A 14975-nucleotide genomic window follows, 5' to 3' on the forward strand; every position below is an offset into this window, starting at 1 on the left:
CGGCCGCCCATCGTGCCGGTCAGTCGCGGCAACACATCCCTCCAAGTCCCTGCTACTCAAGCCTTTTCTGCTCATATAGAATCACCTACAGATTGCTGAATCGAGACAATTTGCTGGATATTGAGACCATTGGAATCTCACCGATGAGCCGTCGTGAGCGCCGGGCCGCCGCCAAGAAGGCCGGAGTCGGCCTGACTGCGCCCGGGGCAGGTACCGTCGGCAGGCTCTATGATGTCGGCCTTGGCCACATGCAGGCGGGACGGCATCTCGACGCTCAGCTTTGCTGCCAGCAAGCCCTTGCATCGGATCCCAATCACGCGGACACCCTGCACCTTATGGGTCTTCTGTCGCTCCACGCCCGACAATACGACCATGCGCTGGAGTGGATATCTCGTGCGATCAGGCAGGAACCGAAAGCGGTTTATCTGACCAGTCTCGGCTCCACGCTCGTGAACCAGGGGCGGAGTGACGAGGCGCTCAACGCGTTCGATAAGGCGGTGCAACTCAAACCGCTTGACGCGGATTTATGGAGAAATCTCGGTGCCGTCCTCATCGAGGTGAAGCGCCCGGCGGACGCGATCCTGAGCTTTCAGCACGCGCTCAAACTCAATCCTCGCCATTGGGACGCGGCAAACATGGTCGCGCTTCTCCTCTATCAATCGGAGAGATTCGAACACGCCCTCCCCTACTACAATCTGTGCGACGAGCTTGAGCCCAACCACTTCCAGACGCTGTATATGCGTGCGCTCACTCTGCAAAAACTGGGAAGGCTCGACGAAGCTCTCGCCGACAACAAGCGGGCGTTGGCGCTCGATCCGACCAACGCAGACACCTACGGCAATATCGGCCACGTCCTGATGTCGTCCGATCGGAACGAAGAGGCATTATCGTGGTTCGACCGGAGCCTCGAACTCCAGCCGAACTCCGCCGCAACCCTCATGAACAAGGCGATCGCGCTCGCAGCAATGCGCCGTTTCGCTGAAGCTGTGTCATGGTACGATCGGAGCCTCGCACTTCAGCCGAACTCCGCCTTAACCCTCACCAACAAGGCGATCGCACTCGCTGAACTTCGCCACTTTGATGAAGCTTTCGCGGTTTATCATCAAGCAAGGGCAATCGATCCCTGCAATGCCGTGGCCGATTGGAATTTGGCCCTGCTTCAACTGCTCACCGGGAATTTCGAGGCTGGTTGGGCCGGGCGCGAGGCGCGCTGGAAGATTCCGGCCCTTTCGGCCTACTACCCAAAGCTTGCGCAGCCGATGTGGCTTGGGAAAGAGCCCATCGAAGGCAAGACAATCCTTATCAATGTTGACGAAGGACTGGGCGATACGATTCAGTTTGCGCGCTACGTCCCCATGGTCGCCGAGCTGGGCGCGCGCGTCATTCTGGCCGTGCAAGAACCTTTACGCCCGCTGTTATCGGAACTCCCCGGTGTCTCTCAATGCCTCGCCTTTACGGCCAGTGAGCTGCCGGCGTTCGACACCTATTGCTCGATCTCTAGTCTGCCGCTCGCCTTTGGGACGAGACTTGAGACGATCCCCTCCGCGATCCCCTATTTGCCCGCACCTGCGGAGTGCCGCTTGCAAGCCTGGGAGGACCGGCTCGGTCCTCACGAAAAGTTACGGATTGGCCTCGTCTGGTCCGGCAACCCGCGACATGACAACGACCACAACCGCTCGATTCCGCTTCGCCTGCTGACCGATATCCTGGATGTGGATGCGACTTTTGTCAGTCTGCAGAAGGACCCGAGACCTGACGACAAGGCGATCCTCCTGGAACGGACTGAAATCATAGATCTCACCGCTCACCTCACCGATTTCGCAGAAACCGCGGCCCTTGTTTCGTGCCTCGATCTGGTGATCTCGGTGGATACCAGCGTCGTCCACCTCGCCGGTGCGCTGGGGCGTCCGACCTGGATCTTTTTGCCTTACAGGCCCGATTGGCGTTGGCTGCTCGGTCGCGACGACAGCCCCTGGTATCCGACGGTGCGGCTGTTCAGGCAGAGCGAAACCCGTGAATATGGGAGCGTTCTCGATCGGGTGCGGACGGCGCTGCATGCGACGATTTCCGCAAGGAAGGCTCGTTGATCACCTTGCTGGCCTCCCCGACTGTCAGCGGGCCGAAATCTTCTCCAGCACCGGCAACAGGTGTTTCATGAACTCCGGCGGGTTCTCGCTCATCGGGAAATGGCCGAGGCCCTTCATGATGGTCACCTCGCTGCCCTTGATGCTCTTCGCCACCGCGAGCGTTTCCTCCGGCGTGCAGGAATAGTCGTATTCGCCGGAGAGAAGAAACAATGGACAGCGCCGCGTATCGATCTGCCCGACGCGCCCCCTGATATCGCCGTCGAGCTTGTAGAAGTGGAGATCGCCCTTGAACACGCCGGGGCCGCCTTGCATGTAATGCCAGAGCGTTTCCCAGCGTCCCTCCTCCGGCGCGTCGGGCCCGACCAGTCCGGAGACGATCGCCGCGCAGACCTCGCCGCCATGAACGTCGGGCCGGTGCAGGAAGTTCAGATCGTAATAGGGATCGACATGCGCGCCGGCCTGCAATCCGATGATGGCGCGGAAGCGTTCGGGATGTTCGAGCGCCAGATGCAGCGCGATGCGTCCGCCGATCGAGCACCCGATCAGGATCGGCCGGTCCAGTTCGAGCGCGGCCATGACCTCGAGGACCATGGTGGTGTATTGCGCCGAGGTGAGCTGATATTCCTCGTTGTGCCAGCCCGGCGGCGGCGACGACTTGCCATGCCAGGGCATGTCGAAGGCGATGACGCGGTGGCGGCGCGTGATCCGTTCATCGTTCATCAGCGCGCGATATTGCCGGCCATCGGAGCCGGCGGTGTGCAGGCACAGCAGCGGCGCGCCCTGACCGGCTTCCTCGACATAGATGCGATGTTTCCGCCCGAACAGATCGATCTGCATATAGCGGCCGGTGATCGGCTCGAATCGCGCCGTCATGCCTCGGCCCCGGCTTGCCGCAACTTGGCGAGCGCCTCCTTGAAATAACGAAGGTTGGCCATGAAGATCTGAAGGTTGCCTTCCGCTTTCAGGACGCGCCGCTTGATCAGCGCCATCAGGTCGTTGGAGCCGGGCGGCGGCCGCTGGCTCCAGAATTTTTTCCACTCCGCTTCGCTCGCGCGCAGCGCAAAGGATGACGAGGGCATGACAAACGGCCCCGAGGTCACCGATACGATCCTGCCCTCGAAGATCGAAATCAGCCAGGCGGACTGGCCGGATTCCAGAAGGAAGCTGGTGGTGAGAAACCGTCCGCGCCGGACCAGCGCCGCATCGCCATTGACCCGCGCCATCAGCGCCTCGATCATGTTCGCCTCCCCGTGCAGATTCGGCACACTTGCCGTTCGCCGCGGTCTTTGCCGCCTGCCCGCATGATGGAGGGAATGGCCGCGGCGTCAATCGCCCCTGTCGTGGAAGCCTGCCTTCGCTGTCGCCGCGCTGGCTTTGGCGAATCATCCGCTCGCTAGAGCCAGGCACACACCAGTGCCAAATTGGCCACGCAGGCCGCCAATAACGCGACGGACAGCGTGATATGCACGCGCTCGCAGGAGGTTTGCAGGATCGTTGTCATGGCGGGCGAAAACATCGGGCGATTCTGGCCGGGGAGTCTCGCACGATATTTTTGGCCTGATTCAGGACTCGTTTACGACTCAGGGACTCCCGCCAGGGACGCCCCCAGCCCCCCGATTGCCGCCAAACGCCCGGCCCGGGTTGCAACCCGGAACGGCCTGGTGCGTTAGGGTTTTCTAGCGGAGCCAAACCATGCCCTACGCGCTATTCAGCCAGGACACCAAGCTGAGCAAAGCCTACCCGACCGAGTCGGACGTCTGGAAACTTGCCCAGCAAAGCGGACTCGTCGTCGACGTCGCCTCGAAGGACGGCAAGCCAGCACCGCAGCCGGTATTGGACAATGATTATGAGATCAGGCCTTGCCGGCCCGACCCGCAGGAAGATCCGGCCAAGAATCGGGCCGACGCCGAGCACGAAGCCGAGCGCGAGTTGCAATTGAGTTCTTCAGAATTGGGCTCGCCGCCGCGGCCCGGTTTGGTCGGGTAAAGCCGCGGCCTGAGAGGAGGGTCCGCCGGTCCACGGCGTGACCGGCCTAGGGCGTCGCCACCGCCAACGACGCCTGCTCGGCGGCCAGCGCCACGCAGACTTTCCTGCGGTGCAGCCCTCTGATCGCCCCGGTAACCTTGAGCACCTTCCCGATCGGACACGAGAAGTCCTGCACAAAGGCAATTTCATAGGGCGAAAGCAGCAGGGGTTCGGATTTCAGCACGGTCTGGGCCAGACACGGCATTGTCACCGCAGAAAAAACCAACGCTAACGTCACCACACGCATGTTTGTTGTCCACTGGCCGACGAAACTATAATAGCCGATCGTCGGTGAAAGTTTCGCGACCCTCGAAAATTATTTTTTCGGTCCGCCGGCGGGGCCCCCGCCCGGCCGAAGCGCGGTCGGCGCCCGCCAAGAAAGGTGTCAGCCGGCCGCCTGGAAACCGGCGCCGCCCGGCCAGCCACTGCTGTTGCCCGCGAAAATGCTCACGGTGGCAGGAAGAGGCTCGCCTCGATGGTTTCGACCAGGAATTTCGAGCCGGCGTCCGACAAATGCACGATATCGGTGGTGACCACGTCATCCGCCGTCGGCCCGACCCGCGTCAGGCACCCTTCGCTGTCGCAGAGCGCGCGCCACGCCGAGATGTATTCGACCCCGGCCGCCCGGCTGAAAGCCTGCATTTGTTGGTCGCTTCCCGCCCCCGTCACCCCCGATGCTATCCGGTCGGCGATCACATGCCGAAGCCGGTAGGTATTCACCAGCGCAAGCGGAAGCGTGCGCTTCCAAAGCGGCACCGGGCCCAGGATGACGATGCGTGGGATATTGAGGGCCTTCAATTGCCTGACGGTTTCACCGAGCTTGTCGAGATCATGGGTCCGGTCCCACATCGCGTGCAGCAGAACGATCTGGGGATGCGATGACTTGACGAACCCAAACACCAGATCGTTGACCGCGTCGCAATTGACGTTGGTGGCCAACATCGGCGCGCACCCCGGGGCTGCAAAACGGGCCAGCCGAAACGGGATCGTCTCCTGGGCCTTCTTCAATCCGGGAAAAAGGGCGGCCGCCGTGGAATCGCCCCACAGGAACAAAAGCGGCTTATCGCCCTGCTCGATGCAACTTGCATCAAGCCGGGCGCCCTTCGCCTCCAGGAAGCACGTGTCGCGGAATCCGGCGTTGCCCTGCGGCGAGAGCAGCGCGATATCGCGAATTTCCGCGGGAAAACGAAAGCCGAAGCCGGCGCCGACGGCGGTTGCGATCCCCACGACCCCGACCGTCAGCAATGCGAAAGACAGTCTCGGCACGGCAGTCGGGTTTCGGCGAAGCGGGATTTCGACGAAGCGGAACGTCAGCCAGGACAGCACCACCGCGACAATGACGGCCGCCCAGATCTCGACGACATTCGGCACGCCGTTTCGCATGATCGCGAGATACGACAGCAGCGGCCAGTGCCAGAGATAAAGCGGATAGCTGATCAACCCGATCCAGACCATCGGCCGGCTCGACAGCAAAATCCTGTTCACGGCCGAATTCGGCGCGATGATGATCAGCACCGCGCCGAGCACCGGCAGCAATGCGTAGGCGCCGGGAAACAGGCTGTCCTTGCCAAGCGCGACCGCGGCACCGACGATCGCGGCAACGCCGATCGCGCCCAGGAGGTTGTCGGCTTGCGGAAAACGCCGCGGCTGGCCTTCCGGACCGTCGACAAGGCGGTTGGCAACCATGCCGCCGGCCAACAACTCCCACGCCCGCGATATCGGCGAATAGAACGACCACTCCTTGTAGCCGAGGAAGATCATCAGGCTGACGCCAAACGAGGCAACCGCGATGGCCGCCATCCAGAAGCGCCGGTGTTTCGATCCGAACATCAGCAGCAGCAGCGGCGGCCAGAAGATGTAGAATTGCTCCTCGATCCCCAGCGACCAAAGGTGCAGCAGCGGATTTTCGGCGGCATCCGGCGCGAAATAGCCGGTCTGCCCGAGCTGAAACAGATTGGATACAAACGCCACGCCGGCCGCGGTAGCGCGGCCGAGCAGCGCAAAACCATCCGGCAACAGCACAAACCAGCCGATCAGGTAGGTGACGGCCAGCACGACAATGAGCGCCGGAAATATTCGCCTGACCCGGCGGGCGTAGAATTCCAGCGATGAGAAAGTCCCGGCCTTGGCCTGGGTGAGAATGATCCGGGTGATCAGGAAGCCGGAAATGACGAAGAAGATATCAACCCCGATAAAGCCGCCGGGAACCAGCCAGGGTTGCGCGTGATATCCCACCACCAGCAGGATCGAGACCGCGCGCAGGCCATCGATGTCCGCGCGATAGGGCGTCTGGTTTTCGTGGCTGGGCCGAGCGATCGGCAATAGCGGGCTCCCCTCCCCGTGGCGTCATTCCGGCGCCGATCGCGGCACGCGCGCGGCCGGTGCGCGGCCGCTGGGGTGCTCTTTGCACCAGATTTCGCGATTGCAGAAGCCCTCCGGATCGGGCGCCGACCCGCGCAAGGCCAACCGGCCCGGCGGCACAACAAAAAAGGCCGGCACAGGGCCGGCCTTTTTCCGTGTCAGTGCAATTCCGGTCAGTAGCGCGCGGCGACGGGACCACCCCAGCCGAAGCGATAGTTGATGCCGAGCTTGACGGTGTGCTCGTCATCCCGGAACCGGGCGCCGATGATCGGGGGGGGCCCACCGGTAAAGGTGGTGCTGCCGAAATTGTAGTACTGATATTCGCCTTTGACCGACCAGTTCGGCGTGAACATGTATTCGAGGCCGGCGCCGACGGTGTAACCGTCCTTGTGATCGCCGGTGGTCGAAAACGCGACCGGCACGCCGCCCAAGCTCACGCCGATATTGTCGTTGCCGCGCCAGGCGTAACCGCCCTTGGCGTAGAGCAGCGTCGGACCCCAGGTGTAGCCGAGCCGGCCGGTGACCGAACCGATCTGGTCGGTATTCCCGGTGACGAGCGTACCCCCCGGGAACGCCACGCCATTCCCGCTATTGCCGGTCAGCCAGCTGTACTGGGCCTCGGCACCGACCACCCAGTTGGTCGCGAACTGGTAGTCGAAGCCGCCCTGCACGCCGCCCATGAATCGGCCGTTGCTGCTCTCCAGGCTGTTGTCGCCCGGGAACGCACCGCCGATATGGCCGCCGATGTAGAAGCCGGTCCAGTTGTAGACCACTTCGGGCGCCGTATAGGCCGGAGCCTTGGTGTAGGTGCGCGCCGGAAGATCGGCAGCGAATGCGGGAGCCGCGAAAGCGATACAGGCGGCTGCACCGAGCAGAAGTTTTTTCATGAGAAATTCCCCGTTACTGTCGTGATCGACATCAACCAAACAACGTGGCCTCAATTTGGTTGCTTCGTGGCAATGCCCGTGCGCGTTTGTTTCATCATGTGACCGCGCGGCAACAACGCCGATTGGTTCCAACACGATTGCAATTAATTGCCGGCGAATGGCCACTTTCCAGCTCATGGCTGTGTCTTCCGGGGCCCGGTTCAGGTTCCAGCCTCGCCGAAATGTGATTGAAGTTCCCGCCCCTCAGCGCCCAGCCCAAAATTCGTGGATCAGGCAGCGATGCTGACGCGGCTTCAAATTGGCCCCGGCGCGATCCCGCGCTACCGCGTCAGCTTTTCCAGTTCCGGAAACGGCGCATAGACGGCGCCGGCGCAGGTCTCGGCCGGTTTCTCGATCATTCGGTCCAGCCGGCCATTGACGTAGAGAATCGCGCGTTCCTGAGTCTCGCGATAACTGCCGTCCGATTCGCGCGCGGCGAAGCGCAGGCAGCTGACAAAACGCATCTTGCCGTTGACGTCGCGTTGTACCGGCTCGGCCATGACAGCGTCATGCACGCCAACCGGGTTGTTAAGATAGGTTCGCATGAACGCGAGCAATTCGGCGCGGTAATTATTCGGGAATGGCTGATTGGCGGAACTGCCGCTGCCCATGAAGCTGATGGGCCTGCTGTCCTCGCCGCCCGCGCAAGCCGCGAGCGCGATCGGCAGCGCCAGGATCGCCGCACGCTTTGTCGATATCCCCAATTGCAACCCGTCTTTTTTCGAAAATCCAACGCCTGGAGGGGTTCTAGACCTTCCGCGGATGAAAGGGAATTCTGCATTTCGCGGTCGGCGCAGATGCCTGTCATGAAACGGCGCCGGCCCATCGCCACGGGGGAGACCATGGCGTGGGCCGGACTGATATCCGCCGGGAGCGGCGGGGCAATGTGGGGCAAGCCGCGCCCCGGCGGATCGGTATCAGCCGCGCTTGGCGGGGTGGCTGACGTGCTTGACGGCGATCTTCGAGGAATGATGCGCCTTGCGCTCGACCGTCCGCTTGTGGAGGCGATGATGGCTGGCATGCCTGACATGATGGCGGCCCATCTTGGCATTGGCATTCAGCGCGCTCGACTTCACCTGCGCGGACTTGCTAACGGGCGCCTGCGTCGTCTTGCCGGCGCTGGCCGCAAGCGCGGGAGCGGCGAGAACGGAAACTGCAAGCAACGCTGCGGAAATTGTCTTCAACATGGTCTTCTCCTTCAAAAGAGATCACGGGGTGGCCGGTCGAATGGCCGGGCTCGTCGATCGTGCAGCGACATTAGGTGCCGCGCGCTGAACCTGCCGTGAAGTGCGGGAGCAGATTTCGTTCATCTGCATGACATCTTGGTCATGTTCGATCGTCCGGCCGCGGATGCCTTCCGCAAAAAATTCCCAAAAACTGCAAAAAAATGCCTCGGGAATGATTGGTTGCTGCGGGTGTTCAAACCAGCGGGCGTCAGTATAGGATTGCCCTAACGGACATCAGGAGAGACGCATGACCAAACTTGCGATCCGGCTTTTGACACTGGCGATCTATGTGATGGCGCTGATGGCAGTGCCTGTGGTCAACTCGGCCAAGGCCGCGGGCGGCGACAGCCCCTCACCGCCGGCCGATTCCACCAAGGACAAGAAAAAGAAGGACAAGAGCTCCAGCATCGACGACCCCAGGTTCATCGAGGGTTATCGCGCGGCCTACGCCACGATTTACGATCGCAACGATTACACGTCCGCCATCGCGCAATTGAAGGCGCTCGGCCAGGACGACCGCGCCGATGTCGCCAATCTGATCGGCTATTCCTATCGCAAGCTCGGCGACTACAAGGTCTCGCAGCTCTGGTATGAGCGCGCGCTGCAGGCCGACCCCAACCATGTCCGGACCTGGCAGTATTACGGATTGTGGCAGCTCGAACAGGGCAACCGTGACCAGGCGCAATATCACCTGAACCGCATCGGCCAGATTTGCGGCACTGAATGCGCCGAATACCGCTCGCTTGCATCGGCGCTGGAAAAGCCGACCGGCAGCGGCCTCGTCTACTGATCGAGGCGGAATAAGGATCAAAGCCGGACAAACCGGCACGGCCCGTCGAGGGCTGTGCCGGTTTTGTTTTGTCGAATAGCCGATCGCCGACGAGCTCGCGCTACTTCATCAGCGTCTCGGCCTCGGCCCGGAAAGCCTGCCGCGCAGCATCGCGCGAATAGAACATGTGCCCGCCGGGATAGACCACAAGCTTTACCCGCTCTGGCGACGCATAGGCCGGAAGTTGATCGAGCAGAATCTTCGAACCGAAATAGGGCGTGGCGAGATCGAACAGACCGTGCCCTACGAGCAGTTTCAGCTTCGGATCGAGCGCAAGAATTTGCCGCAGCTGGGAGATCGACTGGGCGGGATTGAGGCCGCGGCCGAAATCCCAGGCTCGCTCGACTGAGCTGTTAAGCAATCGATAGGACCCGTCGGGCCGCCAGTTGAGCGTGCGCGTGGTCAGATCGACCACCGCGCTGGTCAGCGGCGCGATCAACGGGTCACCGGACGGGTCGTCGAAATGTGAGGAGCTCGAATCCGGATCGGGATCGAAGCCCGAGACCGATGCATCGTAGCGTCCGGTCACCCTGCCATTGCGCCGGTCAAATTCGCGGCGGAACTCGGAGACATCGAAGCGCCCGGCCAGCCTGCGGCTCACGGCCCGATCGATCCCCGTCAAGGCGGAGACCCGGTCGGCGAGGCGCGTCGTCGCCTCGGCGTCGGCTTCGCCCTTGACGAGATCGCTCAGGAAATCGCCCCGCGCATAGGCTTCGACATCGGCGATATCGGCGCGGGTCACCGGGCCCTTGGCCTCGCGCGCCACCGCCGCCATGGTCGGCAGGCTCGCGACATATTGCAGGAGACTGGAGCCGGCATATTCGCGGAAATCGAGCACCGGAGAAATCAGGATCAATCCCCTGACACCGGCGCCCTGCTGGGTCTGCAACTCGCGCACGATCCTGGGCCCGCGGATGCCGCCATAGCTTTCGCCGACGATGAATTTGGGCGAGAGCAAGCGATCGGACTTCTCCAGCCAGCGGCGGATCGTGACCGCAAGCGCGTTGACGTCGCCTTCGATGGAGAAGAACCGCTTGCGCACATCCTCGTCCGTCGCAACGAAGCGGCTATAGCCGGTGCCGACCGGATCGATGAAGACGAGATCGGTAAAGTCGAGCCAGGTCTCTCCATTGGGCTTGAGATCGGGCGACGCCGAGGACGTCGCCGCATCGCCATTGATCGAAAGCCGCCACGGCCCGGCAGCGCCGAGCTGCAAATAGGCCGAGGCCGCGCCCGGCCCGCCATTGAAGAAGAAGGTCACAGGCCGGCTACGCCTGTCGCCGCCATCCAGCTGATAGGAGGTGTAGGCAATGTCGGCTTGCGGATCGCCCTTGTCGTTGAACAGGCGGATCGAGCCTGCGGTGGCTGTGAAAGCGAGCGTGCGGCCGGGGAGCACAACCGTCTGTTTGGTGGTCGAATCCGGCGGCAGCCGGTGTTGTTCGGCGGCCGCCGGTGAACTTGCCGTGTTAGCGTGCCCGCCCGGCGCTCCTGATTTTTGCCCCGAAGGCGCGGCTGCGGGTTGGGACGCGGGCGGCTGCGACGCATCCTCGGCGCGAACTCCGGTCGCCACCAGGAGCGTCGCAAGCGCGAGGACCAGGCGCGCGAGCCGCAGCCTGACGAAATTAACGGCCATATCTGTTTCCTTCCTGCCCCGCGATCGATTGAGCCTGCCAAAGCCGGCTTTTTTGCCGCGAGCGGCGGGATTCCAGCCCAAAACTGCGACAGATCGGCATGCCCCGCAAGCACCGGACGATCATCTCGACAAGCACCGGCAAGGTCGTATAGACGACCTCGGCGCACCCGCTTTCATCGGCGCCCATATGAGCCCGCGATCCCATGACCGTCCCACAGCGATATGACCGCATCGCCTTCGTCGCGAGCGCGGGCGCGGAGGCCCAGCTGGCGCTCGCGCAGCTGGTTAAGCTCTATGGCAATCTCGATCCCGCCGATGCCGACGTCGTGGTGGCGCTCGGCGGCGACGGATTGATGCTGCAGACGCTGCATCAGCAGATGCATTCAGGCAAGCCGATCTACGGCATGCATCGCGGCACCGTCGGCTTTCTGATGAATGAATTCTCGACGCACGACCTGCACGCCCGTCTGGCGGCCGCGCGTGAATCGGTGATCCATCCCCTGCTGATGCGCGCCACCGACGTGCATGGCAAGATTCACCTGCACCACGCCATCAACGAAGTCGCGCTGTTCCGCCAGACCCATCAGGCCGCGCGGCTGCGGATCCTGATCGACGAGCGCGAACGCATGCCGGAGCTGGTCGCCGACGGCATCCTGGTGGCGACGCCCGCGGGGTCGACCGCCTACAATCTTTCGGCGCAGGGCCCGATCCTGCCGATCAACGCCGCGTTGCTGGCGCTGACGCCGATCAGCGCGTTCCGGCCGCGGCGATGGCGCGGCGCCCTGCTCCCCAATACCGCCTTTGTCGTCCTCGAAGTGCTCGAGGGCGACAAGCGCCCGGTCGCGGCGGTGGCCGACCACGACGAGGTGCGCGACGTCCGCCGCGTCGAGGTGCTTGCCGACAAGACCATTTCGATGCGGATGCTGTTCGACCCCGGCCACAGCCTGGAAGAGCGCATCCTGAGCGAGCAATTCGGCTATTGATGCTCCGTTTCGGCCCCACCCGGGCAGCCTCGCGGGGATTGCCCGATATTTTGGTGGTTGCAGAAGGCTTGTCGCCCCACACGGCCCCTGCCTTCGCAACCTTTCATTAAGGCGGGCGGGATATGGTTAACGCCGGGTATACCCTCTTTGCCGGTATGCCCTTAGGGCCAGGCCATGTTTCGCATCGATTTCAACAAGTTGCGATTTCTTGTCTGCGATGACAATCCGCATATGCGCCGCATTTTGCGGACGCTGCTGCATTCGTTCGGCGCGCGCGAGGTCTATGAGTCCGAGGACGGCGCCACCGCGCTGGAGATGTACACCCACTACGTTCCCGACATCGTCATCACCGACTGGTCGATGCCGATCTTCGACGGGCTCGAACTCGCGCAGATGATCCGGCAGCCGGAATCGAAGGGCAATCCCTTTGCGCCCATCATCATGCTGACCGGCCATTCCGAGAAGCGGCGCGTGACGGTCGCGCGCGATGCCGGCGTGACCGAATTTCTCGCCAAGCCGATCTCGGCCAAGGGGCTTTATCAGCGCATCCTGAACGTCGTCGCCAATCCGCGTCCGTTCATCAAGACCAAGACCTATTTCGGCCCAGACCGCCGGCGCAATACCAGCAATGCCTATATCGGTCCGGAGCGCCGCGTCGGCGGCGAGATGGAAGTCCTTCAGCAACCCTCGCTGCTCGACAAGGCCCGTTCCACCATTTAGCGCCGGAGACCGAAGGAAACACCATGGCGAAAGACAAGTCGGGCGACATCGAGATCCAGAAATTCGCCGATCATCACGTCATCATGCAGCCAAATCCATTCCGCAAGGTGCTGCGGCGTGTCGCTGACGAGGATCTCGACGATCCCGTCGCGCGCGCCGAAAAGGCGCTTGCCGACCTGTCAGGCGAATTCAAGAACTGGATGGTCATCGAAACCGAGCGGCTCGCGGCCTCTCACGCCGCGATCCTCAAGGACGGCTTTACCAGCGCCACGCGCGCAGAGCTTTTCCGCGCCGCCCATGACATCAAGGGCGATGCCGCCACCTTCGGTTTCCCCGCCGCGGCCGCCGCTGCCGAAAGCCTTTGCCGGGTCATCGAACACGCCCCGGATCTTGCCAAAGTGCCGTCCGAGCTGATCGCGCATCACATCAACGCCATTCAGGCCATCGTGCGCGAGCGCATCAGTCCCGACACCATCAGCGTGGCAGGCGAACTCAGCCGGCGATTGCGCGGCGTCGCCGACGAATATCTCGCCCGCGTCAATCGCGACCGGCCCGAGCACCTCGAAGCCATCCTGGCCCCCAGCATCGCGCCGGCCGACTGATCGCACTGCAGCTGTCGTCCCTGCGAACAGCGTGCGGGCCCCATCACGACTGACTCTTTTTGCTGAAGACGTAGCGTGGGCAAAGGCGCTCTTTGCGCCGTGCCCACCGTCCGCAAACCCCAATGTGGCACTGAAAAAATGGTGAGCGCTTTCGCCTTGCCCACCCTACGATCGTATCGCTTACGCCGCGATCAGACCTTGCTGGATCGGTGCGATGACCTGCTCGGCCATCAGCTCGTCGCAGAACATGCGGGCTTCCTCCCGCGCCGACTCCGTCGCAAAGCGCCGCAGCAGGATCAGAAGCGGTTCGGCGGCCTGCTGGCCGGTTTCGCAATGCGTCAATACGCGTTCGACCATCCGGCGGCGCAATCTTGCCACACCGCCGAGCGTGTCGGTAAATCCGGTTTCATGACTGACGTCGAGCGCGATCCGGAACGCCGCGAATGTCGATTCCGGCAATCCCGCACGCCGCAGCAAGGCGTGCAAGCTCGCTCCGCCGCGGTCATGGAGCAGCGCGGAGACGCGGACCTGCGGCAGACCGGACAATTCCGCCAACGCGGCGTCGAACAGTTCGAGATTGCCCGACAACAGCGTCCGCAGGATCAATCCGGCGGTGAGCTGGCCGGTGGCGCGCAGATGCCGCACCAGGCCGCGCATGTCTTCGCCGCGCGAGACTGCCGCGATGTTCACCGTCGAGCGATCGCGCGCCTCGGTTGCGACCCGCACCGCGCGGTCGGCGCTCAGCCAATTCCGGGCGACAACAAACTGCGCCAGCGTGTCCGACAATTTGGCGACCAGCGCGGCCCGCGTCGCGGCGGGCAGGTCTTGCAGCACCAGCATCGATTCCCGGATCGCGGCGAGATGGCCATGGCGCTCGACGATGCGGTCCCATGAAAACGGCGCCAGTTCGGCGTAAGCATTTTCGATCAGCTCCAGCGCCGCCGCAGGCGTACCAACCTCGGCGATCGCGGCACAGACGGAAGCCGGAAGATTGACGCGGCGGGCGACGGCGCATTGCGTCTCGCAATTGCCGGTCGCGACGATGTCGACGAGATCGGCATCGATCAATAGCGGTGAATGTTCCAGGACCGGGAGCGCGACCGACGGCTGGTCGACCGACAGCGCCTGTACGATGGCCGCGGGGGCCTCCGTACTGCGCGAAAACACTTCGGCCATGGCCTGGCGCACCAGCGGCGAGGCGTCGTCGAGCAGCATCAGCAGTGCGCCCTCGGCGGCGGCGCGGTCGTCTTCGCTGAGATCGGAAATCAGCCAGGCCCGCGCCAAAGATCGCGTCGCTTCGGCCCGCTCGCCTGCCGGAGCGGTCTTGATCCAACTGATGAACTGCCGAACGATCATTGCCCTGCCGGCTTACGCAACCCGAGACGACACCGTGACGCGGTGCCACTACAAGACAAAATAAACCACGACGCTTAACAAAGCGTTCACCATAAGGGACTGGTTTTATTGACGTTTTGTTAAGAGCTGCGGGGCGTCCCCCGCCCGCCGCCCGCAACCCCGGGGCAGCCTTGCGGAGGACGCGCGGGCCCTTAAGGCCGGAGCAGGCGGGACGAGGTCAGCAAGAC

At 63.0% G+C, this 14975-nt stretch carries 16 protein-coding genes; 6 read left to right on the forward strand and 10 right to left on the reverse strand.

Features of this window, described 5'->3' with window-relative positions:
* The first annotated feature begins 143 nt into the window (after positions 1–143).
* Positions 144–2087 carry a tetratricopeptide repeat protein gene (locus tag E8A46_RS17175; RefSeq protein ID WP_291563152.1) on the forward strand — a complete coding sequence of 648 codons (1944 nt, stop codon included), beginning with the start codon at positions 144–146 and terminating at the stop codon, positions 2085–2087.
* A 24-nt stretch (positions 2088–2111) separates the two neighbouring features.
* On the opposite strand, the gene E8A46_RS17180 is transcribed toward E8A46_RS17175, so the two are convergent.
* From E8A46_RS17180 to E8A46_RS17190, 3 genes are all read right to left on the reverse strand, one after another.
* A complete protein-coding gene (locus E8A46_RS17180) occupies positions 2112–2960 on the reverse strand; it encodes an alpha/beta hydrolase (protein WP_291563155.1) in 849 nt (282 codons plus the stop codon).
* Positions 2957–3325: a hypothetical protein gene (locus E8A46_RS17185; protein WP_291563158.1), complete on the reverse strand. Its 369-nt coding sequence runs from the start codon at positions 3323–3325 to the stop codon at positions 2957–2959. Before E8A46_RS17185 ends, E8A46_RS17180 begins: the two co-directional genes overlap by 4 nt.
* 155 nt (positions 3326–3480) lie before the next feature.
* Positions 3481–3603 carry a hypothetical protein gene (locus E8A46_RS17190; protein ID WP_291563161.1) on the reverse strand — a complete coding sequence of 41 codons (123 nt, stop codon included), beginning with the start codon at positions 3601–3603 and terminating at the stop codon, positions 3481–3483.
* A 176-nt stretch (positions 3604–3779) separates the two neighbouring features.
* Between E8A46_RS17190 and E8A46_RS17195 the strand changes: the two genes are divergently transcribed.
* Positions 3780–4073: a hypothetical protein gene (locus E8A46_RS17195; RefSeq protein ID WP_291563164.1), complete on the forward strand. Its 294-nt coding sequence runs from the start codon at positions 3780–3782 to the stop codon at positions 4071–4073.
* A gap of 46 nt (positions 4074–4119) precedes the next feature.
* On the opposite strand, the gene E8A46_RS17200 is transcribed toward E8A46_RS17195, so the two are convergent.
* The 5 genes from E8A46_RS17200 to E8A46_RS17220 all read right to left on the reverse strand — a co-directional run bounded on the left by E8A46_RS17200 (position 4120) and on the right by E8A46_RS17220 (position 8586).
* On the reverse strand, positions 4120–4359 hold the full coding sequence (locus E8A46_RS17200) for a hypothetical protein (RefSeq protein WP_291563167.1): 240 nt from the start codon (positions 4357–4359) through the stop codon (positions 4120–4122).
* Positions 4360–4559: 200 nt separating this feature from the next.
* Positions 4560–6434 carry an acyltransferase family protein gene (locus E8A46_RS17205; RefSeq protein ID WP_291563170.1) on the reverse strand — a complete coding sequence of 625 codons (1875 nt, stop codon included), beginning with the start codon at positions 6432–6434 and terminating at the stop codon, positions 4560–4562.
* Between the two features lie 212 nt (positions 6435–6646).
* On the reverse strand, positions 6647–7360 hold the full coding sequence (locus E8A46_RS17210; protein WP_291563173.1) for an outer membrane protein: 714 nt from the start codon (positions 7358–7360) through the stop codon (positions 6647–6649).
* Between the two features lie 320 nt (positions 7361–7680).
* Positions 7681–8103 (reverse strand): hypothetical protein, encoded by a 423-nt coding sequence (locus E8A46_RS17215; RefSeq protein WP_291563177.1) that lies wholly within the window; start codon positions 8101–8103, stop codon positions 7681–7683.
* Between the two features lie 213 nt (positions 8104–8316).
* Positions 8317–8586, reverse strand: a complete 270-nt coding sequence (locus E8A46_RS17220; protein WP_291563180.1) for a hypothetical protein — start codon at positions 8584–8586, stop codon at positions 8317–8319.
* A gap of 286 nt (positions 8587–8872) precedes the next feature.
* On the opposite strand from E8A46_RS17220, the gene E8A46_RS17225 reads away from it, so the two are divergent.
* Positions 8873–9415 (forward strand): tetratricopeptide repeat protein, encoded by a 543-nt coding sequence (locus E8A46_RS17225; RefSeq protein ID WP_291563183.1) that lies wholly within the window; start codon positions 8873–8875, stop codon positions 9413–9415.
* Positions 9416–9515: 100 nt separating this feature from the next.
* On the opposite strand, the gene E8A46_RS17230 is transcribed toward E8A46_RS17225, so the two are convergent.
* Positions 9516–11087 (reverse strand): peptidase S10, encoded by a 1572-nt coding sequence (locus E8A46_RS17230; protein WP_291563186.1) that lies wholly within the window; start codon positions 11085–11087, stop codon positions 9516–9518.
* A 203-nt stretch (positions 11088–11290) separates the two neighbouring features.
* Here E8A46_RS17230 and E8A46_RS17235 point away from each other — a divergent pair, with 203 nt between their 5' ends.
* From E8A46_RS17235 to E8A46_RS17245, 3 genes are all read left to right on the forward strand, one after another.
* Complete coding sequence (locus tag E8A46_RS17235) at positions 11291–12070, forward strand: NAD kinase (RefSeq protein WP_291563188.1); 780 nt, start codon at positions 11291–11293, stop codon at positions 12068–12070.
* Between the two features lie 174 nt (positions 12071–12244).
* Entirely contained in the window at positions 12245–12790 is a 546-nt protein-coding gene (locus tag E8A46_RS17240) for a response regulator (protein ID WP_291563191.1), read from the forward strand.
* A 23-nt stretch (positions 12791–12813) separates the two neighbouring features.
* Entirely contained in the window at positions 12814–13392 is a 579-nt protein-coding gene (locus E8A46_RS17245) for an Hpt domain-containing protein (RefSeq protein WP_291563194.1), read from the forward strand.
* Positions 13393–13572: 180 nt separating this feature from the next.
* On the opposite strand, the gene E8A46_RS17250 is transcribed toward E8A46_RS17245, so the two are convergent.
* Positions 13573–14748 carry a DUF2336 domain-containing protein gene (locus tag E8A46_RS17250; RefSeq protein WP_291563197.1) on the reverse strand — a complete coding sequence of 392 codons (1176 nt, stop codon included), beginning with the start codon at positions 14746–14748 and terminating at the stop codon, positions 13573–13575.
* Between the last annotated feature and the right edge of the window lie 227 nt (positions 14749–14975).

This window comes from Bradyrhizobium sp. (assembly GCF_004799445.1).
GTDB lineage: Bacteria > Pseudomonadota > Alphaproteobacteria > Rhizobiales > Xanthobacteraceae > Bradyrhizobium.